General features: G+C 66.1%; 22 protein-coding genes. 4 read left to right on the top strand and 18 right to left on the bottom strand.

The window, feature by feature from the left end; genetic code table 11:
• Positions 1–43: 43 nt before the first annotated feature.
• From NQ034_RS00195 to NQ034_RS00180, 4 genes are all read right to left on the bottom strand, one after another.
• The gene (locus NQ034_RS00195) at positions 44–541 is read right to left on the bottom strand and encodes a septal ring lytic transglycosylase RlpA family protein (RefSeq protein ID WP_257046377.1); all 498 of its coding nucleotides are present in this window, start codon (positions 539–541) and stop codon (positions 44–46) included.
• 4 nt (positions 542–545) lie between these two features.
• Positions 546–1,328 carry a septal ring lytic transglycosylase RlpA family protein gene (locus tag NQ034_RS16330; RefSeq protein ID WP_373567192.1) on the bottom strand — a complete coding sequence of 261 codons (783 nt, stop codon included), beginning with the start codon at positions 1,326–1,328 and terminating at the stop codon, positions 546–548.
• 179 nt (positions 1,329–1,507) lie between these two features.
• Positions 1,508–2,224 carry a septal ring lytic transglycosylase RlpA family protein gene (locus NQ034_RS00185; RefSeq protein ID WP_373456804.1) on the bottom strand — a complete coding sequence of 239 codons (717 nt, stop codon included), beginning with the start codon at positions 2,222–2,224 and terminating at the stop codon, positions 1,508–1,510.
• Positions 2,225–2,333: 109 nt separating this feature from the next.
• Complete coding sequence (locus NQ034_RS00180; RefSeq protein WP_257046376.1) at positions 2,334–2,612, bottom strand: hypothetical protein; 279 nt, start codon at positions 2,610–2,612, stop codon at positions 2,334–2,336.
• 112 nt (positions 2,613–2,724) lie between these two features.
• On the opposite strand from NQ034_RS00180, the gene NQ034_RS00175 reads away from it, so the two are divergent.
• Positions 2,725–3,066 carry an RNA polymerase-binding protein RbpA gene (locus NQ034_RS00175; RefSeq protein WP_257046375.1) on the top strand — a complete coding sequence of 114 codons (342 nt, stop codon included), beginning with the start codon at positions 2,725–2,727 and terminating at the stop codon, positions 3,064–3,066.
• A 102-nt stretch (positions 3,067–3,168) separates the two neighbouring features.
• On the opposite strand, the gene NQ034_RS00170 is transcribed toward NQ034_RS00175, so the two are convergent.
• Both NQ034_RS00170 and NQ034_RS00165 read right to left on the bottom strand, forming a co-directional pair.
• A complete protein-coding gene (locus NQ034_RS00170) occupies positions 3,169–3,915 on the bottom strand; it encodes a polyprenol monophosphomannose synthase (protein WP_257046374.1) in 747 nt (248 codons plus the stop codon).
• A 42-nt stretch (positions 3,916–3,957) separates the two neighbouring features.
• On the bottom strand, positions 3,958–4,929 hold the full coding sequence (locus tag NQ034_RS00165; RefSeq protein WP_257046373.1) for a metal-dependent hydrolase: 972 nt from the start codon (positions 4,927–4,929) through the stop codon (positions 3,958–3,960).
• A 72-nt stretch (positions 4,930–5,001) separates the two neighbouring features.
• On the opposite strand from NQ034_RS00165, the gene NQ034_RS16325 reads away from it, so the two are divergent.
• Both NQ034_RS16325 and secA2 read left to right on the top strand, forming a co-directional pair.
• A complete protein-coding gene (locus NQ034_RS16325; protein WP_257046372.1) occupies positions 5,002–6,669 on the top strand; it encodes a 5'-3' exonuclease H3TH domain-containing protein in 1,668 nt (555 codons plus the stop codon).
• 71 nt (positions 6,670–6,740) lie between these two features.
• Entirely contained in the window at positions 6,741–9,023 is a 2,283-nt protein-coding gene (secA2, locus tag NQ034_RS00155) for an accessory Sec system translocase SecA2 (RefSeq protein ID WP_257046371.1), read from the top strand.
• 3 nt (positions 9,024–9,026) lie between these two features.
• Here secA2 and NQ034_RS00150 read toward each other — a convergent pair whose 3' ends face one another.
• Genes NQ034_RS00150 through dop form a run of 12 tightly spaced genes read right to left on the bottom strand, consistent with a single transcriptional unit; the run spans position 9,027 to position 20,942 of the window.
• Positions 9,027–11,720, bottom strand: coding sequence for a DEAD/DEAH box helicase (locus NQ034_RS00150; protein ID WP_257046370.1), 2,694 nt, complete (start codon positions 11,718–11,720; stop codon positions 9,027–9,029).
• Positions 11,721–11,737: 17 nt separating this feature from the next.
• Positions 11,738–12,499 carry a twin-arginine translocase subunit TatC gene (gene tatC / locus NQ034_RS00145; RefSeq protein WP_257046369.1) on the bottom strand — a complete coding sequence of 254 codons (762 nt, stop codon included), beginning with the start codon at positions 12,497–12,499 and terminating at the stop codon, positions 11,738–11,740.
• 54 nt (positions 12,500–12,553) lie between these two features.
• On the bottom strand, positions 12,554–12,817 hold the full coding sequence (gene tatA, locus NQ034_RS00140; protein WP_257046368.1) for a Sec-independent protein translocase subunit TatA: 264 nt from the start codon (positions 12,815–12,817) through the stop codon (positions 12,554–12,556).
• 30 nt (positions 12,818–12,847) lie between these two features.
• On the bottom strand, positions 12,848–13,816 hold the full coding sequence (locus NQ034_RS00135; RefSeq protein ID WP_257046367.1) for a WYL domain-containing transcriptional regulator: 969 nt from the start codon (positions 13,814–13,816) through the stop codon (positions 12,848–12,850).
• The gene (locus tag NQ034_RS00130; protein ID WP_257046366.1) at positions 13,803–14,819 is read right to left on the bottom strand and encodes a helix-turn-helix transcriptional regulator; all 1,017 of its coding nucleotides are present in this window, start codon (positions 14,817–14,819) and stop codon (positions 13,803–13,805) included. The genes NQ034_RS00135 and NQ034_RS00130 overlap by 14 nt, the downstream gene beginning before the upstream one ends.
• 8 nt (positions 14,820–14,827) lie before the next feature.
• Complete coding sequence (locus tag NQ034_RS00125; protein WP_257046365.1) at positions 14,828–15,202, bottom strand: FKBP-type peptidyl-prolyl cis-trans isomerase; 375 nt, start codon at positions 15,200–15,202, stop codon at positions 14,828–14,830.
• A 44-nt stretch (positions 15,203–15,246) separates the two neighbouring features.
• Positions 15,247–16,248, bottom strand: coding sequence for an FKBP-type peptidyl-prolyl cis-trans isomerase (locus tag NQ034_RS00120; RefSeq protein WP_257046364.1), 1,002 nt, complete (start codon positions 16,246–16,248; stop codon positions 15,247–15,249).
• A 29-nt stretch (positions 16,249–16,277) separates the two neighbouring features.
• A complete protein-coding gene (gene pafA / locus NQ034_RS00115; protein ID WP_257046362.1) occupies positions 16,278–17,732 on the bottom strand; it encodes a Pup--protein ligase in 1,455 nt (484 codons plus the stop codon).
• Between the two features lies 1 nt (position 17,733).
• Positions 17,734–18,393: a proteasome subunit alpha gene (gene prcA, locus NQ034_RS00110; protein ID WP_257046361.1), complete on the bottom strand. Its 660-nt coding sequence runs from the start codon at positions 18,391–18,393 to the stop codon at positions 17,734–17,736.
• Positions 18,390–19,196 carry a proteasome subunit beta gene (prcB, locus tag NQ034_RS00105; RefSeq protein WP_257046360.1) on the bottom strand — a complete coding sequence of 269 codons (807 nt, stop codon included), beginning with the start codon at positions 19,194–19,196 and terminating at the stop codon, positions 18,390–18,392. The genes prcA and prcB overlap by 4 nt, the downstream gene beginning before the upstream one ends.
• Positions 19,193–19,381, bottom strand: a complete 189-nt coding sequence (locus NQ034_RS00100) for a ubiquitin-like protein Pup (RefSeq protein WP_257046359.1) — start codon at positions 19,379–19,381, stop codon at positions 19,193–19,195. Before NQ034_RS00100 ends, prcB begins: the two co-directional genes overlap by 4 nt.
• Position 19,382: 1 nt before the next feature.
• Positions 19,383–20,942, bottom strand: coding sequence for a depupylase/deamidase Dop (dop, locus tag NQ034_RS00095; protein ID WP_257046358.1), 1,560 nt, complete (start codon positions 20,940–20,942; stop codon positions 19,383–19,385).
• A 29-nt stretch (positions 20,943–20,971) separates the two neighbouring features.
• On the opposite strand from dop, the gene NQ034_RS00090 reads away from it, so the two are divergent.
• Entirely contained in the window at positions 20,972–21,343 is a 372-nt protein-coding gene (locus NQ034_RS00090; RefSeq protein ID WP_257046357.1) for a DUF3054 domain-containing protein, read from the top strand.
• The last annotated feature ends 21 nt before the right edge of the window (positions 21,344–21,364 follow it).

Genomic DNA, 21,364 nt, shown 5'->3' with positions numbered 1-21,364 from the left:
GTGCGCCGAACCTGCTCCGAAACAGCCTCGACGGCTTGCGGGGCTATTTCTTCTTCTTGGCCTTGACGACCTTGTACTTGACCTTGATGACTCCGGCCTTGGTGCCCTTGAGCTTCTTCATCGCACCCTTGGACAAATCCAGACACCGGCTCTTGACGAACGGTCCGCGGTCGTTGATGCGCACGGTCACGGACTTGCCGTTCTTCTTGTTCGTCACCTTCACCTTGGTGCCGAACTTGAAGGACTTGTGCGCTGCGGTCAGCTTGTTCGGCTTGAAGCGCTCACCGTTGGCGGTGCGCGAACCGTACGAATAGTAACTGGCCTTGCAACTGCCGGACTTCTTGGCCTTCTTCTTTTTCTTCTTGGAGGTCTGGTCGATGTGCACCAGGCCGGCGGCCTGTCGGCTCAGATCCGAATCCGCAGTCGTCTGCGAATACTGCGGCGCCGCCTGCTGGGTACCGGGGGCTGCAACGCAGCCACTCAGGCCAACGGCCACAGTGGCCACAGCGGCGGTCGTGGACAGGATAAAGCGTCTCTTCACTGAGTCAGAGCACCTTCCAGGTGACGTTGATGTGGCCGGCCGATATCCCGCCGACCTTCTTCATAGCGGCCTTTGACAGGTCCAGGCAGCGGCCGGAGACATAGGGCCCGCGGTCGTTGATGCGCACGGTCACGGACTTGCCGTTCTTCTTGTTCGTCACCTTCACGCGCGAATTGAAGGGCAGGGTCTTGTGCGCGGCGGTCAGGGCATTGGGATTGAAGCGCTCCCCGGTGGCGGTCTGCTGTCCCTCTGAGTAGAACGAGGCCTTGCAGCTACCACCCTTGCCGGAGGCCTTGGTGCTGGTGGGGTGCTTCGAATCCCCGGATGACTTCTTCTTCGGTGTCTTCTGCTTGGACGACTTGTCCTGCGAGGACGACTTCTTCGACTTCGAGGGCGAGGGGGAATCCTTCCCCTGCTTCGCCGGCGCCTGTGTGTGAGTGGGTTCGGGCGCCGGCGTCTCCAGGCGGACTCCCCCGGTCATCTGCGGAACCCTGGTCTGCTTGCTCTGGGTGTTCCCCGTCTGCTGCAGTGGCGCGATATCGGAGGCCACCACGTCCTGGTCGACGTGTACGGTGCCGTCACCCTGCTGGCTGGAGACACCCGCCACGGTGACCGCCGCGATCGCAGCGGTCGGGATCGCGATGGCGGCCATCACCGGCTTGCGGTTGGTCGCGCGGAGCACGCCGGCGGCCGTGGCGTGGCGTCCGGACTTGGTCTTGCCCGGCCGTAGAGCGCCCATGAACTGTTTGAAACCGGAGCCTGACGTCGCTCCAGAGTGCTTTCCCACGGTGCTTCCCCTCATCGTGTGATCATTCCGTTACAAAAGACCACCATAGATAACATTTCGTTATTTTTCTAGCCGCAGGGGGAATCAGTGGGCAAGCTCGCAGAAACTCCTGGTTGTTCCGCACGCACTGCGGGCCCCGAACCGATATCGGTTCGGGGCCCGCAGTGGACGCATGTGCCTTAGAGGACCTTGTAGCTGACCTTGATGACGCCGTCGCCGCCGATCTTGTTCATCGCGGCGGTCGAAAGGTCGAGGCAGCGGCCGGCGATATAAGGGCCGCGATCGTTGATCCGCACCGTCACGGACTTGCCGTTGGAGGCGGTGACCTTGACGACGCTGCCCAGCGGCAGGCTCTTGTGTGCGGCGGTCATTGCGCTGGGGTTGAAGGTCTCCCCCGATGCCGTTGGACCGCCGGCCGTGCCGTCGCCCTCGCCGTAGGTCGATGCGGTGCAGCTACCGCCCTGGCCCGAGGCCTTGCCATTCTTACCCTTGGTGCTCGCATCGTCGGATGACGAAGAGGACGACGATGATTTCGCCGGTTTGGGAGCCGGAGTGTGGAGTGAGACCGCAGCAGGGTCCGCCTTGGCGGCCTTGGGTGCAGCCTGGGCCTTCTCCTGTGCCAGCGGAGAAACATCCGCGGGGACGACGTTCTGCGCGACCTGGACCTGTCCCTCACCCTGCTGGCTGGAGACCCCGGCCACCGTGACCGCACCGATCGCGGCCGTTGGGATCGCAATCGCGGCCATCACCGGTTTGGCGCTGGTGGCGCCCAACACCCCCGCCGCGGTCTTCTGCTTGGGTGCCGAGTGCCGGCCCGCGTTCGAGCGGGTGGCAAAGGCGCCGAGCATCTGCTTGATGCCAGCCTTCGACTGTTCGGGTGTGGAATGCTTACCCACGAGGACTCCTCCACGAGCGTGACCGGTTCGTTACCAACAACCAGGTTAGATAACAAAACGTTATTTGGCCAGCCTCGGGCCGATATCGGGACATACATCACGAGTGCTCTCAGGGTTTGAACAGCTTCCTCGCCGCGCGAATCCCCCGCCCCGTCAGCCGGGCCGCATATTGCAGACGGGTGTCCTCGGGCCGATGCAGTCGGCGTGCCTCCGCAGCCAGGTCGGCGGCGGCTTCGGCGATCTCGTCGAGCCCCTCCACCGTGCGCTCCACCCGCTCCTTCGACCGCGCCCTGCGGTCGTCGGCGCGGGCCGAGCGCGCGGACCCGGCCACCGCGGGTGGGTCGTAGACCGCATCCGGTTCGAGCGGCTCGGGTGGTATCGGGCTCATGCACCCATCCTAGGACCCGTTACCCTGCTCGAGTGCAGACGGGGGAATGATCCGACCGGCTATAATGTTGAAGTTTGTGAATGACGTACCCGAGTCGTGAAGGACGGCAAGAATGAGCGAACGTAGTCTCCGCGGTACCCAGCTGGGCTCCCGCAGCCTGGAATCCGAAGTCGGCGTCGAACCCGCACCCAGGCAGGATGTCGAATACGTCTGCGAGGACGGCTTCACCTTCTCCGTTCCGTTCTCAGTCGAAGCGGATGTTCCGAACACCTGGGACTCCAAAACCCACGGGATCGGCACCCGGGTGGGAGCCACCGATGATGATGCAGAGGAGGCCAAGCACGTCCGTTCGCATTGGGACATGCTGCTGGAGCGCCGCTCGTTCGAAGAGCTCCAGGAGCTGTTGGACGAACGACTGGAGATCCGGCGCGGTCTGCGCAAACCGGAGCTGTGATCCACCGGTTCCGATCCCGCCCTCGGGCCGTGGACGGAACGAATGACACGGGGGCCGTCCGATCGATGTGATCGGACGGCTCCCGTGTCATGCATCGGCTGGTCAGCGCCGCCTGCCCACCAGGCGAGCAAGCTGCCGCGCACGGGCCCGCACGCCCCAGACGGCGACCCGGCCCACGGCCTCCTCGATGATGTTGCCACTCATCTTGGATACGCCCAGTTCCCGTTCGACGAAGACGATGGGCACCTCGGTGATCACGGCCCCGGCGTTCTTCGCCCGCACCGTCATGTCGATCTGGAAACAGTACCCCTGGGATTCCACGGCTCCCAGATCCATGGCCTCGAGCAGCTCACGCCGGTAGGCTCGGAAGCCGGCAGTGGCATCGTGGACGCCCAACCCGATCGCCACGTTGACGTAGACGTTCGCGCCGCGGGAGAGCAGATTGCGATTCCACGGCCAGTTCACTGTCGCCCCGCCGGGGACCCACCTGGCGCCGATCGCCAGATCTGCGCCCGCATCGATCGCCCGCAGCAGCAACGGCAGATCACGGCCCCGATGCGAACCGTCGGCGTCCATTTCACAGATGATGCTGTAGTCGCGTTCCAGGGCCCAATCGAATGCGGCCAGGTAGGCGGCACCCAGCCCGTTCTTCGCGGTGCGGTGGAGCACATGGATCCGCTCATCGGACCGGGCCCGCTCATCGGCCCAGTCCCCCGTCCCATCGGGGGAACCATCATCGACGACGAGGACGTCGACCTCGGGGCTGTAGCGATGGATCGCCTCGATCGTCACGGGCAGGGATTCGCGTTCGTTGTACGTTGGGATCGCAATCAGGGTCTGCTGGCTCACGGGGTCCACCCTATCCGTAGATTCTGTCTGTTGAGCGTACCCTCAGTCGATGGGCGAGCCATTGACGTAGACGGTCACCGGTAGCGGCAGTGGCTGATCCGGGCTGAGATCGGGCAGTCCGGCGGTGCCGGAGCGCGGATCGGTGCTCCACGCCGCAACCCGTTCGTCCGCTGCTTGGACGACCAGATTCCCGATCCGCCAGCGGACCAGGTCGGCGCTGGCGCCAGGGGCCAGCACCCCACCGGAGACATCATCGATCGCCCGGTGGGCGAACCGGGTGACGGCGTTGAACGCCGCCCGGCCCGAGGTCCCGTCCGGTCCGAAGACGGCAGCGCGCAGGGTGGCCCAGGGCGACTCGGGATCGAGGGAGAAACTCAGCTGGGCGCCCGCGGCCAACAGCTGTGCGATGGGATAGTCATGGGTGCTGGGAGCGATCGTGATGCCCAACCCCCAGGAGCCCAGGGCGGCGATATCGGCCTCGGTGATCGGCGCTGTGACGAACAGGCGCCATGCCGCGCGCTGGGCGGCCACCAGGATCGTGGAGTCGCTCAGCCGAGCCTCCATCGCGCGCAGTTCGTCCAGCGTGTCGATGACCACGAACGCCTCCGGCGCCGTCTGCGGCGATAGTTCCAGGGCGACGCTCGCCCGCAGCGCCGGGCGGTGTCCCGGAGCGGCCGAACCGTCGGATGTGAACTCATAGGCCGTCACCCGCAGCACACCGGCCGAAGAGGCGAAGGCTGTGAGTTGTTCGGACGTGCCCAGCACATGTGCACTGACGATTCCGGCGGCCAACAGCTGAGTCCCGGTCACCGCGGTATGGCCCAGATCGAGGGCCGCAGTGGTCAAACCGGGGGTGATGAAATCCTCCTGGCAGTCGATTAACCGCCCATCCATGACGGTGGCGGCTTCATCGCCGCCGACCCACAGGACTTCGGGGCCGGCGAAGGCGATCGCATTGGCGAAGGGATCCACGCTCGAATAGACATCGGCGTTGTACAGGACTGTTTGACTCATCTCCCAAGTATCCCACCGGCTCGCTGCGGACCGGAGACCGGCCATGGGAGGAGGTGCCGCTAGGCTGGAGGAGTGAACGAGCCGCTCATCACCATCGACCTGCCCACCCTGTACTACCGGGCTTTCCATGCGCTGCCCACGACCATGACGGCACCCGACGGAACCCCGGTCAATGCGATCAGGGGCACCCTCGACGCTCTGGCCACGCTGGCCCAGGATCTGGGCACCCGGCGGCTGGCCGCCGTCTTCGACGCCGACTGGCGCCCGGCCTGGCGCACAGCGATTCTGCCTGAGTACAAGGCGGAGCGCGCCGGTGAGACCGGCTCCGAGATTCCCCCGGAACTCGCCCCGCAGATCCCCATGTTGCAGGCCCTGTTGAATGCCGCGGGCATCACCTCGGCAGAAGTCCCGGGCACCGAGGCCGATGACGTCATCGGCTCGATGGTCGGCCAGGCGGCGGAGCCCGTGACGATCGTCTCGACCGATCGCGATCTGCTCAGCCTGCTCGAGCCCGGCCATGACACAGTGCTCTACCGGCCCAAGCCGAAGGGCGTGTGGGAGACGATCACGGCGGCCGATCTGCCTGAGCTCTACGGAGTCGACTCCGGAACCGCCTACCGGGAACTCGCAGCACTGCGCGGTGACCCCTCGGACGGGATCGCAGGGGTACCGGGGATCGGTGAGAAGACCGCTGCGAAACTGCTCTCGGGCTACGGCGATCTGCGCGAGGTACTCGCAGCCGCAGCCGCGGGCCAGCGCTCCCACGGGCTCAGTGCCCGGCGGGCGGCAGCTCTGCTGGAGGCCGCGGACCGGATCTGGAAGAACATCGAGGTGATGACGATCCGTCAGGACCTCGACGTGGCAGAGGCCCTCAGAGCCCCCGGCACCCACTCCCCCGACGTGGCCGAACTGACCGAAATGGCCGATGAGCTGGGCCTGGGCCGCAGCGCGCAGCGGCTCCTGACCGCGCTGCGCGCCGATATTCCCACGACGACGGGTGGCTTCGTACCGGCTCGGCCGTCCACTCCGGCTCGGCCCTCCGACCCGCAGCCCCTGCCCTGGACCGCCGGCCCCGTGTTCGCCTTCGACCTGGAGACCACGGGAGTCGACCCCGATACCGCCCGGGTGGTCACCGCAGCCCTCATCGACTGCACCGGGGGCGAGGCCGGAGCCCAGACCACCTGGCTGGTCGATCCGGGAGTCGAGATCCCGGCAGACGCCCAGGCGATCCACGGGATCTCGACCGAGACCGCCCGCGCCAACGGCCAACCGGCCCCCGCGGCCCTGACGCAGATCCTGGAGGCACTGGAGCAGGTGCGCGCCGCAGGCGGCGCGGTCGTCGGCCACAACCTCGTCTACGACCTGACCGTCCTCCAGCGCGAGGCGAGCCGGTACGGATTGCACCCGGATGCCCACGCCGTGTGCCCCTGGGTCATCGACACCCTGGTCATCGACAAGCAGGCCGAACGCTACCGCAGGGGCAAGAGGACCCTGACCGCGACGGCCCAGCGCTGGGGAGTCGATCTGACCGATGCCCATGATGCGGGAGCCGACGCGCGGGCCAGTGCCGGCATCGCCTTCGCGATCGCAGCCGAGTACCCGGACTTCCGCATGTCCGCCGAGGCCCTGCACGCCGCCCAGATCGAGTGGAAGGCCGCACAGGCGAAGGACTTCGAATCGTTCCTGCGCTCCAAGGGCCGCGATGCCCACATCGACGGCCGCTGGCCCTTCGAAGACTGATCGTGTGCTGAAGACCACCGGCCGATCCCCCTTATAGACTGATTCCGGTCGATTTAGAAGAAGGACGTGACATGGGTCTGTTTTCCCGTCTGCTGGGCCGCCCCGGCGCCCAGGCGGACAAGAAGTTCGCCTGGTTGGAGAAAGAACGCGCGCACATCGAAGCGCTGAGTCGGGAGTACGACTCGACCACTGACGCCGAATTCCCCGCCGCGGCATCCGCCGCCTTCGAACGTGACTCACGGCGCGAACAGCTGGTCCACTACGCCGCGCTCGTCACCGTCGCAGCCGAGCGCACCCTGGGCGAACGCCCCTTCACCACCCAGATCACCGGTCTGATCGGCCTGCTCGAGGGCCAGATCGTGCAGATGCTGACCGGTGAGGGGAAGACCCTGGTGGGCGCGATGGCCGCCGCCGGCTACGCACTCCAGGGCCGCCGGGTCCACGTGGTCAGCGTCAATGACTACCTGGCCGAACGCGATGAGTCCTGGATGCGCCCACTGTTCGAGCTCCTGGGCGTCGCATCTGCCGCCATCACCGAGGCCCTGCCGGATGCCGAACGCCGGACGTCCTACGATAACGAGGTCGTCTACGGCTCCGTTCAGGAGATCGGCTTCGATGTGCTGCGCGACAGGTTCGTCCTCGAGGACTCCGCGCTGCGGGTGGGAGAACGCGACGTGGTCATCGTCGATGAGGCGGACTCGGTGCTCATCGACGAGGCCCGTGTCCCCCTGGTGCTGGCCGGTTCGACCACCGTTGAGGCAGCCGATGAGCAGATCGCGGCTCTGGTCGAGGGTCTGGACGAGGGACAGGACTATGAGATCAGCCCCGACCGCAAGGCGGTCTCACTGACCGATGCCGGTGCCGATCGGGTCGAATCCCTGATGGACGTCGATCTGTTCGGCGCCGATACCGCTACGCTCGCGGCGATCAACCTGGCCCTCTACGCCAAGGCCCTGGTCACCCGCGACGTCGACTACCTAGTGGTCGACGGGCGGATCAAACTGATCTCCGACTCACGCGGGCGCGTCGCCGCACTACAGCGCTGGCCCGACGGGCTGCAGGCGGCCGTCGAGGCGAAGGAACACCTGGAGACCTCGGCCAGCGGCGAGATCATGGACCAGATGACGGTCGAGGAACTGATCCACGGCTATCGGACCGTTTGCGGGATGACCGGCACCGCAGTGGCCGTCGGCGACGACCTCAGGGAATTCTACGAACTCGAGATCCTGGTCGTGGAACCACACGAGCCGATGATCCGGCAGGATCTGGCCGACCGGCTCTACACCTATCAGGAGTCCAAGGAGCGCGCGATCGTCGAAGAGGTCGTCGAACAGCACGCGGGTGGACGGCCCGTTCTGGTCGGCACCCGCTCGGTCGCAGAAAGCGAATCCCTGGCCGGGCGTCTGCGCGATCGCGGCATAGACGCCGCGGTGCTCAACGCCAAAGACGATTCGCACGAGGCACAGGTCATCGCGGCGGCGGGTCGGCGGGGGGCGGTGACCGTCTCCACCCAGATGGCCGGCCGCGGTACCGATATCCTGCTCGACGAGGACGACGCCGTGCGCTCTCAGGGTCTCCTGGTCATCGGCGCCGGCCGCTATACGTCCTCCCGCCTGGACGATCAGCTGCGCGGTCGCGCCGGACGCCAGGGCGATCCGGGCGAATCCGTGTTCTTCACCAGTCTGGAGGACGAGCTGCTCACCCGCGTCCCGGAGGCCGCCAGGTTCAAGGAGGAGGGCGATGAGACCGGGTTCATCGCCAACCGCAGGGCCGCGCAGCTGGTCGAACACGCACAGCGGATGGCCGAGGGCGAGAACACCGCGAACCACCGCGACACTTGGAAGTTCAACGAACTCATGGCCAAGCAGCGCCAGCTCGTATTGGCGCGCCGCGAAGGCATCCGGAAGTCCGGCGCGGGACAGGACGAACTGCTCGAAAGCCTGAAACCGGAAACCAGGGAGAAGATCGACGGGGCCCGCCGGGACCATGGTGAGGAAGTCGTCGAGGCTGCTCTGCGCGACGTCCTGTTGTTCGAACTCGACGAACGCTGGGTGGAGCACCTGGCGTATCTGAACGATCTGCGCGAGGGCATCCACCTTCGCACCCTGGCCCATGAGCGTCCACACGAGGCCTTCAACAAGGAGTCGATCGCGGCCTTCGCCGGTTTCTGGCCGGACGTGCTCGAAACTTCGTCTCAGGTGCTCGACGATGCGACGATCACCGCAGAGGGAATCGACCTGGCCGCGCACGGGCTCAAGCGTCCGTCGTCGACCTGGACCTATATTGCGGCTGATTCGGCCTTCGGATCCGATATCGAAACAGTCGTCAACCGGATCCGTTCGAAGGTCAAGTAGGACTCAATCGAGCACCACACCGCGGCGCAGTGATTCGGCAGCCCGCCGGATCACCGCCGCGGTGCGGCCGATTGCCACCTGTTCGACCTGGCCCAGCAGATCCAGGGTTTGCCTGGCCCAGCGGACGAAGTCCCCTGCGGCGACCTCCGAGCGTCCGATCGAATGCGCCAGGTCCTTCCCATTGGCCCAGTTGTACATGGCGCGGGCTATCCCGGCTTCCGGCTCCGGGGTCACCGGCAGGCGGGCGTCCGTCTCCATCTGCGAGAGCATGCGCCAGGTCGAGCGCAATTCGTCGAAGCACCGCGACAGTTTGGCAGACGGCAGGCGCGGCGCCCCGATCGTCTCCCGGCGCGCCTGATAGACCAGCATCGAGGCCAGCGCTGCGCATTCCGGTTCGTCGAGTTCGTCCCACAGGCCCGCGCGGACGCTCAGTGCCGTGAGCAGATCGCGCTCACCGTAGATCCGGCGCAGAATGTGCGAATCATCGGGGAGGAACTTCAGGGTCGTGAGCACATTGCAGACACGGTCGAAAACATGCGCGATCGACTCGGTGCGCCCGGTGATCTGCGCCATCACCGACTGCTGCTCGCGTTCGAGCTTGACGGCGCGTTCGGCCCAGCGGGCGTGCGTTTCCCGGTCGGGGCAGGCATGGCAGGGATGGGCCCGCAGCTGTGCGCGCACCGCCTCGATCTGTTCCCTACCGAGAGTGTCCGCACGGACCTTGACGGCATGGCCGACATCGGCCGGGTCGTTGATCGCCCCGGACTCGATGCCGGCCGCGACGGTTTCGACGACCCGGCGGCGCTCGGCAACGACGCGATGGTTGAATTTCTTGCCCGGTTTGATGTGGCCCAGATGCACCGGTGGTTCGGTGACCTCATGCGGGCGCAGATGCCAGACCTTGCCGGTCGACGTCAGCACGCTGGGCAGGCGGGTATCGCCCCCCTCTTCGGTGCGCAGCGGTGCGATGACGGTACAGGCGCCGAAACTACGGCGGCTGGGCAGCAGTACGACGTCGCCGAAGCGCAGCTTCGACATGGCCTCGAGCAGCTCCCGTTGTTTGAGCCTGGCCCTGGACTTGCCCGCGGACTTCTCCATCGCCGCGATGGTGCGGCGCAGCCCGAAGTACTCGGCGAAGTCCCCGTGGTCGCACTGCATGGCCGCATGATACTTCTCCAGGGCGGCGTCGGCACGGCGCGCCTTCTTCGCCAGACCGACGACCGAGGCGTCGGCCTGATACTGGGCGAACGAGGTCTCCAGTACCTTGCGGGCATCGTCGGTGGTGAGGCGCGCCAGGAGATTGGCCGCCATATTGTAGGTCGGGGTGAACTGGCTCTTGAGCGCATAGGTCCGCTTGGAGGCCAGCGCCGCGATATCGGAGGGGTCGATCGAGGGGTGCCAGATGGTCACCGCGTGGCCCTCCACGTCGATCCCACGGCGACCGGCCCGACCGGTGAGCTGGGTGTACTCCCCCGGGGTGATCTGCACATGCGTCTCGCCGTTGAACTTCGAGAGCTTTTCGAGCACGACGGAGCGGGCGGGCATGTTGATGCCCAACGCCAGGGTCTCGGTGGCGAACACGACCTTGATGTGGCCGGCCGCGTAGAGTCGTTCGACCAGTTCCTTGAATTGTGGGATCAACCCCGCATGGTGCGCCCCGAATCCGCCGAGCAGTCCCGCGGCGAAGTTGTGGAATCCCAGGATGCTCAGGTCGGCATCCGGCAGTTCATCGTGCAAATCATCGAGTTCTTCCCTGATCACCCGTTTGCTGGCCTCATCGGTGAGGTCCAGGCCGGCGGCCAGGCAGTGTTCCACCGCATCATCGCAGGCGTTGCGGGAGAAGATGAAGTAGATCGCCGGCAGCAACTCGGAGCGGGCCAGCGAGCGGATCGTCGCCGAGCGGGCCGGCCGGGTGAAGCGCGGGGCCGAATGGCGGCGCTTATCGCGGCGGGAGCCCGACCCGCGGTAGCGGCGCACCGCGGCCTGCAGGTCCCGGTTGACGTCGTGGCCGGTCGGCGTGAATAGCGGCAGGATGTCTGTGCCGACGGCCACGTGGTTGTACAGGGGCACCGGGCGGTGTTCGGAGACGATGACGTCGGTATGGCCGCGGACCTCGGCTAGCCAGGCGCCGAACTCCTCGGCATTGGACACGGTGGCCGACAGGCTGACCAGCAGCACGTGCGACGGCAGGTGGATGATGACCTCCTCCCACACCGGGCCACGGAATCTATCGCCCAGATAGTGGACCTCGTCGAGCACAACGTAGCCCAGGTCGTCCAGTCCGGTGCCGGAATAGATCATATTGCGCAGGACCTCGGTGGTCATCACAACGATCTGTGCATCCCGGTTGATGCTCGCATCGCCGGTCAGCAGACCCACCCGGTCCGCCCCGTGGGCATCGACCAACTCCTGGTACTTCTGATTGCTCAGCGCCTTGATGGGGGTGGTGTAGAAGACCCTGACATCGCGGGCCACCGCCAGTTCGACTCCGAACTGCGCCACGGTCGTCTTCCCTGCACCCGTCGGAGCTGCGACGAGGACGGACCGTCCCTCCTCCAGCGCCCGGCAGGCGCGGATCTGGAAGTCGTCCAGGGGGTAGGGCAAATCGTCGCGGAAACGGTGGAGAACCGTCGATCCCTCCGCCTGGCGGGCACGGAACGCGGCATAGGCCTGGGCGGGAGAGCTGTTTTCTTGCATACCTGCCAGTCTAAGCGTCAGTCCTCATCGACGGTCACCGGCTCCACCCAGGTGCCCTCGGCGATCATCCGCCTTCTGCGCCGCTTGTCGTGCAGGGCGCAGATCAACCAGGCGAGGAAGAACATGACGAGCATCGGCACCACGAGGTAGAACATGGAGACCGCATCGGGGCTGGGTGTGGCGATCGCCGCGAAGACGAAGACCAGGACGACCAGCCAGCGCCAGGACTTGCGGATGGTATGCGCACTGAGAATCGTCAGCATATTGAGCCCGACCATGAGCACGGGCAGGATGAAGGCCACTCCGAAGGCGAGGATCACCAGCATCACGAAGGACAGGTAGTCGCCCGCCGGAATGATGTACGAGCCGCCTTCTGGAATGAACGAACCCAGCGCCTTGACCGCATTGGGCAAAGCGAAGAAGGCCATGGTGCCGCCCAGCAGGAACATCGGCAGTGCGGTGAGGACGAAGCCCAGAGTGTAGAGCTTCTCCTTCCGCTTGAGGCCGGGCATGATGAACGCGAAGATCTGGTAGAGCCAGATCGGCGAAGACGCTATCACTCCGATGAACGCCGCTACCTTGAGTCTGATGTCGAAGGGCGAGGCCACGGAGGCGAAATTGACCTGGGCCTCTTTTCCGTCCTGCTCCGCCAGTTCGTGTAGGGGCGATTGCAGAAGACCGATCACCGGCTGATACAGGAACCACCCGACGACCACGCCGATCAGCAGGAATACGCCGATGATGATCGCGCGGTTGCGCATCTCTTTGAGATGCCCCATCAAGGGCATCCGACGTTCGGGGTTCGAACGTCGTTTACTCCGTGTGACCACCTTTTACTTGGACGACTGCGGCTTATTGTCGGTCTGCTCGTTCGCCGCGGTCTGGGCCCCGGCGCCATCCGTCCCCTGGCCCGTCAATGCCTGATCGTCCGTGTCGGCCTTCTTCTGACCGTCCTTACCCAGATCCTTGACCTCGTCGCGGAAGATCTTCATTGACTTGCCCAGGTTCTTCGCAACGGAGGGCAGCTTCGCAGCGCCGAAGATCAGCACGATCACCAGCACTACGATCAGAATGTGCATCGGGGAAAATCCACCCATGGTTTCTCCTTCAAAGTAGTCCCGACAAGTCTACGCGCTTTTGGGGTGGGTTTCTCCCCGTGCGCCCTCCCCTGTGGCACGGGCACAGGCCGCCGCACCCCGGGCCAGCTCCGCGGGTTCAACCGCCAGCAGGTGGCGGCCGTGGCACAGCAGGAAGCGGTCGAGCCACGCACGTGAGAATACTCTCAATCCGACCCTCACGCTGCCCGGACCCGCCACATCGTATTCGGTCTCGTAGGCACCGAGCTCATCGGCCAGCCAGGCCGCACGCGGGGCCAGGGTCAGGTGGACCGTGAACGCCTCCTCGGCCGGGCGCGCTACCCGTTCAGCCGAGGCCTCCTCCGGCACGCCGGGTGCGGGCGCTTCGGTGGCCGATCGCACATTGTCCACCGCGAAAGTGCGCGGCGCATGGGAATCATGGCACCACGCGTCGATGTACCAGCGGCCGTCCAGGCGCAGTCGCTCCGGCGTGATGAGTCGGACGGTGAGCTCATCGCGGCTGGAGACGTAGTAGTCGATGCGCAGCCCGGAACCCGCGTCGATGGCGGCGAGCAGCGTGGAGCGCAATTGAGCTGGGATGGCGGGCAGATCGTGCTCGATATGCGCGACCCTGGCCCGGCCCACCGCTTCGATCTTCTGTCGCAACCGGGCCAGGATGGCGTCCTGCCCGTCGGTGGTCGCAGGCAGGGCACGCAGGTAGTCGACTGCCACCAGCAGGCTGCGCGCCTCGTCGGGACTCAACCGCACGGGCACGGATACCTCTTCGGCATTGGACACGTAGATTCGGTCGCCCTCCCAGCTGGCCTCGATCAGGTCATCGGGCATGTGGCCGGGCCTGCCGGAGACGAACAGGAGCTGCAGATCGTCGATCAGCTGGGCCTGGGTGATGCCGAAGGCCTCGGCCGCTGTGGCCACTCCGACCCCTTGATTGCGCACCAGATAGGGCACCAGTCCCAACAGGCGGGTCAGCCGTCCCGCTGCGGCGCTACCCCTGGCCATGGTCGCCCCCTGCCAGGCGGGTCAGTGTCTGCGCCGTCAGTTCCAGCGCGGCCAGATAGTCCCGGCGCAGCGTCTCAGGGGCCAGGACCCGCACCGCCGGTCCGAAGCCCAGCAGGTAGTCGATGAAGTCGCCACCGGAATCGACGGGGACCTCGATGTGGTCCCACCCCTCGGGTCCGGTCCAGTGCGCGCTTGCCCTGCGGCGCAGCGGATCGGCGGCACCGGGGGCCACCGCCAGGCGAGCCGTCTCCTGGGCAGGGCCGCCCGGATCGAACCAGTCGGCGGCCCGGAACTCGGTGGGGATCGCGTAGTCGCCTGCGGCCCGCCCCGGCACTGCCGAGATCGTCCCGATGATCCGCGAGAGGCGGAAGGTCCTGATCGCCGATCTGTCGATGTCCTGACCGACCACATAGGTCGAGTCGCCCCGATTGAGCAGCGCATAGGGCTCCAGGCGCCGCCGCTGGGGTTCACCGCCGGGTTTGCGGTAGTCGAATCCGACGGGTTCCCTACGCCCCAACGCGCGCATCAGCGGCGCGAAGGCGGCCTCGCGCAGCCCGGAGCCCGCTGGGAACTCCGCATGACCGGGTTCCAGATCCAGGCCCAGACCGCGCAGCTTATCCAGTGCCCGGGCCGCATCGGGACCCAGTTCGGTGCCGCGTAGGACGTCGGAGGCCACCGTCAGGGCCAGGGCCTCATCCCGGTCGAGCACGATGTCGCGCAGCGCGTAGTCGTCATCGTCGATCCGATAGCCGTAGGCCGGCGCGCCGGACTCCACGTCCTCCCAGGATTTCACGGAGATCTCGATGCCCAGGCCCCGCAACAGCTCCTTGTCCCGGCTGAACTTCCGGTCGAATGCCTCATAGTCCAGCTCGCGGTAATCCTCGATCTTCTCCCGCAGGCTCGCCGCATCGATCCAGCCGGCGGCCGAGCGCAGCGCGATGAGCAGGTTCAGCAGACGTTCGGTCTGCCGCCTGACCTGAGGAGAACCGAGTGAGCCGGACATGACGGCGGTTAGGCCACGCCTGCGAGGTCGCAGACGAAGATGAGCGATTCGTTCGGGGCGATCGTGCCCGGCACGCCTGCCGGCCCGTATGCCAGGTGGGCGGGGATCCGCAGGGTCCGGCGCCCGCCGACCCGCATGCCGACCACGCCCTGGTCCCAGCCGGGGATGACCATGCCAACGCCCAGGCGGAAGCGCAGGGGTTCCCCGCGGCCCCAGCTGGAGTCGAACTCCTCCCCGGTGGAGAAGGACACGCCCACATAGTGCACGGCCACGGTATCGCCGGGTTTGGCCTCGGCACCGTCGCCTGCGATGTCATCGTGAATCTCCAGGTCGACCGGGGGGACCTCACCGGGGAAGTCGACTTCGGGTTTGGTGCGTGCCATCGGATGGCCTTTCTGTTGTGGTTCTGTGGGTGACAGCGGGTGATTCAGCCGACCGCTGCGAGGATGTCGATGACGAAGACCAGGGTGGAGTTGCCCGGGATCGAGCTGCTGCCGGAGGGACCATAGCCCTTGTCCGGTGGCACAACCAGAAGCAGCTGCGAACCGACCCGCTGGCCGACGATGCCCTCGTCCCAGCCGGCGATGAGCTGCTTCACCCCGATCTGGAAGGTAGCGGGCTGGCCCTTGTCCCAGCTCGAATCGAAGGTCTTCGTATTGTCGTCCCACAACCAACCTGAGTAGTGGAAGGTCACGTTCTGGCCGGCGGTGACCTTCGCACCCTTGCCCTTGATGGTGGGTTGGACGATCAGCTTGGACGGCTTCGTTCCACTGGGCTTGGAAATCGACGGCTTGCCGTCCTTGCCCAGGGTGACCTTCGGCAGACCGGCCTTGGGCGCCACCTTGGAGCCGGTGGCGCGCTTGAGCACCTCGGGCTGCTTTTCGGCCTTGAGCACGTCGATGACGTAGAGCACGGTCTGGGACGAGGTCGTAGCGGGCTTATCGTCTGCTGGATCGTCATTGGCGATCTGGCTCTGCATGTTGAACAGCACACGCGAACCCACCGGTACCCCGCTCAGCGCCTTGTAGAGGTCACCATTGATCTGTTTGGTGTCCATCGGGAAGCCCGCGGGCTTGCCCTGGTCCAGCGTGGACTCCGCCTTCTTGCCGGTATTGCCCGAGAAGGTGCTCATCTGCACGGTCAGCTGCTGACCGTCCTTGACGGCCTCGCCCTTGCCCTTGCTCAGCGTCTTGTGCCCGGACTTCCCGATTGCCAGAGGGGCTGCGAAGTCGACCTTCGGTTCCTTTCCGAAGGCCCCCGTGACCTTCACCTGATCCAAAGAGGTCGATTTGGCCTTGGCAGGGGCCTGGGCCGGTGCACTGCCGGCCGGGGCCTGGGAGGCGCTTGCATTGTCCTCCTTATCGCCTCCCCCGCAACCGGACAGGACGAGGCCGAGGACGGCCAGGGTGCTGATGAGCTTGACTCGCAAAAGATCTTCCTTCCGATGACGTACCGGGATCATCCTAGCGAAAGACCCGCGATCAGGCCCTCAGCCTGTTCGTCGGCGGCTTTGAAGGGGTCCTTGAGCATGACGGCGCGCTGGGACTGGTCGTTGACCCGCAGGTGGACCCAGTCGACGGTGAAGTCGCGCCGGGCGGCATGGGCCGCTCCCACAAAGGCACCGCGCAGCTTGGCCCTGGTGGTCTGCGGCGGGGTGGTGGTGGCGGCGGTGACCTCCGCATCGGTGGTGCGCCGGGCGATCAGCCCCGCGGCCACCAGCTTGTGGTACATCCCGGTGTCCGCGGAGATGTCGTGATAGGCGAAGTCCAGCCGGGCGATCCGGGCATCGTCGAGGCCCGCATCCGAACGCTCCAGGTATCGGTCGAACAGCTTCTTCTTGATCACCCAGTCGATCTCCGTGTCCACCTGTGAGAAGTCTCCTGATTCCACTGCGGTGAGCATCCTGGTCCACAGGTCGAGCACCCGTGCTGCCGTGGCATCGTCGCCGATCGAATGGTTGCCCGATGCCACCAGCCGGGTGGCGTGTTCGAGGTAGACGCCCAGCAGTTCCCGGGTGGTCATGACCTTGCCCGATGCCAGTTCCAGCCGGGTCGATCCGGTCAGGTCGCGGGCCACGGTGCGGATGTCCCTGATCGGATTGCGCAGACTCAGATCCCCCAGCGTGGCACCGGTTTCGATCAGGTCGAGGATGAGAGCCGCCGACCCGACCTTGAGTTCCGTGGTGGGTTCTGCGATCGATGAATCGCCGACGATGACGTGGAGCCGGCGGTATTTCTCCGCATCCGCGTGCGGTTCATCGCGGGCGTTGATGATGGGGCGCGACCGCGTCGTCGCCGAGGACACGCCCTCCCACATGACATCGGCGCGGCTGGACAGTCCGTAGACCAGTTCATCGGCGGCCAGTGTCGGCGTCTGTCCCGGGGCATGCGGGTTGACACGGTTCGTCTCCGCCGGCGGAGCCTGCAGCAGTGCGGTCTTGGGCAGTACCGCGCCCGAACCGACGAGCAGCTGTCTGACAACCAGGAAGGGCAGCAGGGTGGTCGTCAGATGGGTGAAGTCCATCGAGCGACGGATCAGATAGTTCTCGTGGCTGCCATAGGAATTGCCGGCCGAATCCTGGTTGTTCTTCACCAAGTGCGGGCGCCCGTGCACGCCATCGGCGGCCATGGCCTCGACCGCGGTATCCAGCAGGCCCGCCATCAGGGACTCCCCCGCCTTGTCCTGGACCACCAGGTCGTGGACCGAATCGCATTCGGCCGAGGCGTACTCGGGATGCGATCCCACGTCCAGGTAGAAGCGGGAGCCGTTGGGTAGGAATACGTTCGAGGACCTGCCCCAGGCCACAATGGGGCGGAACAGGTAGCGGGCCACCTCCTCGGGCCCCAGGCGCCTGCCGTCGGTGGCGGTGAAGGCGATGCCGTATTCCGTTTCGATGCCGAAGATGCGCCGCATCTCAGGCCTCCTTTGCAGATAGGTCGAGCCGGGTGAAGGTCCGCCGGCGGGTGGTGGTGCGGTCAAGGACCGCCGCTTCCAGGTTCGTCGTATCGCCGCCGGTCAAGGCGTCGATCGCAGTGGCCTTGGCCGCCTGCAAGTCCATGCTCCTGGTGTCGACATCGGCCAGCCGGGCATCCAGCGCGGCCGCCTGTCCGCCGAGTGCCACATGGTGTCCGGCCTCGAACACGGATCCGTCGAAGGAGATGCGGAAGAGTCCGTCGGTATCCGCGGTGTCCCCCAGTTCGGCGACGACCAGTTCCACCTCATAGGGTTTGGCCTCCGTGGTGAACACCCCCGCCAGGGTCTGCGCGTAGGCTGCGACCAGGCCGTGGGCCGTGACGTCGGCCCTGGCATAGCTGTACCCGCGCAGATCGGCGAAGCGCACTCCCGCCTGGCGCAGGGTTTCGAACTCGTTGTAGCGTCCGACCGCGGCGAAGCCGATCCGGTCGTAGATCTCGGAAATCTTGTGCAGCCCGGCCGAGGGATTCTGTGCCAACAGCAGGATGCCGTCGGCGTAGCTGAGCACCAACACGCTGCGACCCCTGGTGACACCGGCCCTGGCATAGTCCGCGCGGTCCTTCATCAGCTGTTCGGGTGAGACGTACATCGGCATGCTCATCGGCCATTCCTCCTACCGCGGGACTCCATGATGGTCTGGGCCCGCTCGAGTACCCGCGCGGGCGGGACCCGTTGGACACCGGTCACGGTGGCGTGCAGGACGGTCGGTGCGATCCGGCCGAGAGGATCGGGACCTCCCGTGGCGGAATCCTGACCTGCTGCATCGATCAGCGCCTCGAGTGCGAGGTCGACCCCGGCGTCGAGGTCGAGGGCGGGTCTCCACAGTCGGTCCAGGGTCCCCCTGGCCCAGGCGGCACCGGAGCCGATCGAGTGGAACGGGCCCTCCGGATAGCTGCCGCCGGTGACGTCGAAGGAGTAGATCCGACCGGGGTTCGCCGTGTCGGACGGGTCGACCCCGGCGAACAACGGCACCACGGCCAGGCCCCGCAGCGCCAGGTCGAGGCGGCCCCGCAGCATCGTCGCCAGGCGGTTCGCCTTGCCCAGCAGGGACAGGGGCGTCCCGGAGATCTTCTCGTAGTGTTCGAGTTCGACCTGGAACAGGTGGATCAGGTCCAGTGCCAGGCCCGCCGTCCCGGCGATCCCGATCACCGAGGCGTCATCGGCCGGGTGCACTTTCTCGATGGTGTGCGAGGCGATGACGTTGCCCATCGTGGCCCGCCTATCACCGGCCATCAGCACGCCATCGGCTGTGGTCAGTGCAAGGATCGTGGTTCCGGTGGGCACTTGGGGTGCGCCCTCACCCGCCGGGACTGGGCCCGGCAGAGCGTCGGGGATGAGCCGCCGGCCGAGTTCCGTGAAGGAATCCGTGCAGACGGTCAGGAGTTCGGGTGGCAGTGCGCTCACTGCCCGCCCTTCTGCACGAAGTTGCGCACGAACTCCTCGGCATTGCTTTCGAGCACGGAGTCGATGTCGTCGAGGATCGAGTCGACGTTCGATGTGTTGATCTGCGCCTGGGCCGCAACCACGGGCGCATCGTCCGGGGCATCGACCGGAGTGGAATCGGACTTGTGGAACTGTTCCTGTGTCATCTCATACCTCGCTTGTATCGCGGACCGGCGCGTCTGCGCCCGGCGTATCCAGTCTAGTTATTCCCAGTGCCGTCAGCAGATCCTCGGTGGTCCGGGCATCCGCCAGACGCTCCGCCAACAGCTCCCGAGTGCCCTTGAGCGGATACTTCATGGGCACCCTGACCAGGGACTGCCCGCGGGAGAACACGAGCGAGTCCCAACTGGCCGAGCGCAGATCCTCGGCGAAGCGCTCGACGACGGTGCCGCGCAGCCAGGCCCTGGTATCCGGCGGCGGCACGACGACCGCTCGTTCGACCGCCGCGGGATCGCTCAGCCGGCGGATGGCGCCGGCGGCCTCGAGCTTGTAGAACAGGCCCTTCTCCGGGCGCACGTCGTGGTACTGCACGTCGATCAGCGCCAGCTTGGGACTGTTCCACGGCAGGTCGTCGCGCTTGCGATATTGCTCCAGCAAGCGCCATTTGGCGACCCAGTCGATCGAGTCGGCCAACTCCATCGGGTCCCTGGCCAGTTTGTCCAGGAAGTCTTCCCACAGATCCAACACCTCTGCGGTCGCGGTATCCGGCTCGGGGCCCGCCGCGGCCTGTGCCGCCGACAGATAGGCGCGCTGGATCTCCAGCGCGCTCGTGGTCGTCCCATCGGACAGGCCGATGCGGTGGCTCAAGGTCAGATCGTGGGAGACGTTCTGGAGTTCGGCTACGGGCTCGGCGATGTCGAAGGCCGGGGCCAGGCCGGATTCGATCAGGCCCAGCACCAGGGCAGTCGACCCGAAGCGCACCAGGGTTGCGGGCTCGGCCAGGGTGGCATCGCCGATGATGACGTGCAGCCGGCGGTAGAGCTCGGGATCGGCATGGGGCTCGTCGCGGGTGTTGATGATCGGCCGGCGCAGGGTCGTCTCCAGCCCTACCTCGGCTTCGAAGAAGTCCGCCCGCGAGGAGATCTGATAACCGGGGTACTGACCCGCCGTGCCAATGCCCACCCTGCCGGCTCCGCACAGGATCTGCCGGGTAATGAAGAACGGGGTGAGACCGGCGACGATCGCATCGAAGGGCACCGAGCGGTCGACCAGGTAGTTCTCGTGTGCACCGTACGAGGCGCCCTTGGAGTCGGTGTTGTTCTTGTACAGGTTGACCGGCTCGGTCGTGTTGGCCAGGTTGCGCACAGCACCCAGCGCGACCAGATCTCCGGCCCTGTCCCACACCAGCAGATCACGGGGGTTCGTGACCTCCGGTGAGGAGTACTCCGGGTGTGCGTGGTCGACGTAGAGCCGGGCTCCGTTCTCCAGCACCACATTGGCCAGGTACTGGGCCTCGGGCTGGGCCTGAGGGATGTTCGTCAACTGGCTGGGGTCGGCATCCTGGATGTTCATCAGGAAGCCCCTGGCATCGGCCAAGGGGGTCTCCGAGAAGAAGTCCCAGAAATTCTGGCTGGATTTGAGCCCCCGCGGCCCTGCGTATGCGTCGACGACGCGCGCTGAATCGCGCATCGGATTGGCGTGTGGGTTGTTCTGCTGCCAGATGCCGAATTCGGTCTCCGCACCCATGATGCGTTTCGCTGAGATCATCGTCTGCCTCCCCTGTCTAAACTGTAACGGTGTCGCCTAAGAAGAATTCCCATGTCGCCCCGGCTCTCATCGCCGACCTTGTGCTCGTCGTCCTGTTCACGGTGATCGGGCACTACACCCACCATCATTCCCTGGTCCCCCTCGAGGTCGTGCACACCGCGTGGCCCTTCGCCGCGGCGCTGGCCGCCGCCTGGCTGCTGACCGCGGCCTGGCGCCAACCCACCGCGCCTCTGGCCGTGGGCACCGGCGTCTGGGCGGTGACCGTACTGGGCGGTCTGCTCATCCGTTTCTTCATCGGTGAGACGAACGCGGGATCCTTCATGGTTGTAGCCGCGAGCATGAATTTCGTGACCCTGGTCGGGTGGCGGGCGATCGCCACGCTGATCGCCCGCCGCGGCTGACCGGTCATGGCCGGCCGGCGA

The organism is Brevibacterium moorei (genome assembly GCF_024580735.1).
GTDB lineage: Bacteria > Actinomycetota > Actinomycetes > Actinomycetales > Brevibacteriaceae > Brevibacterium > Brevibacterium moorei.
Note: the sequence above shows the minus strand (reverse complement) of the source record. Positions and strands in the feature narration are given on the sequence as shown.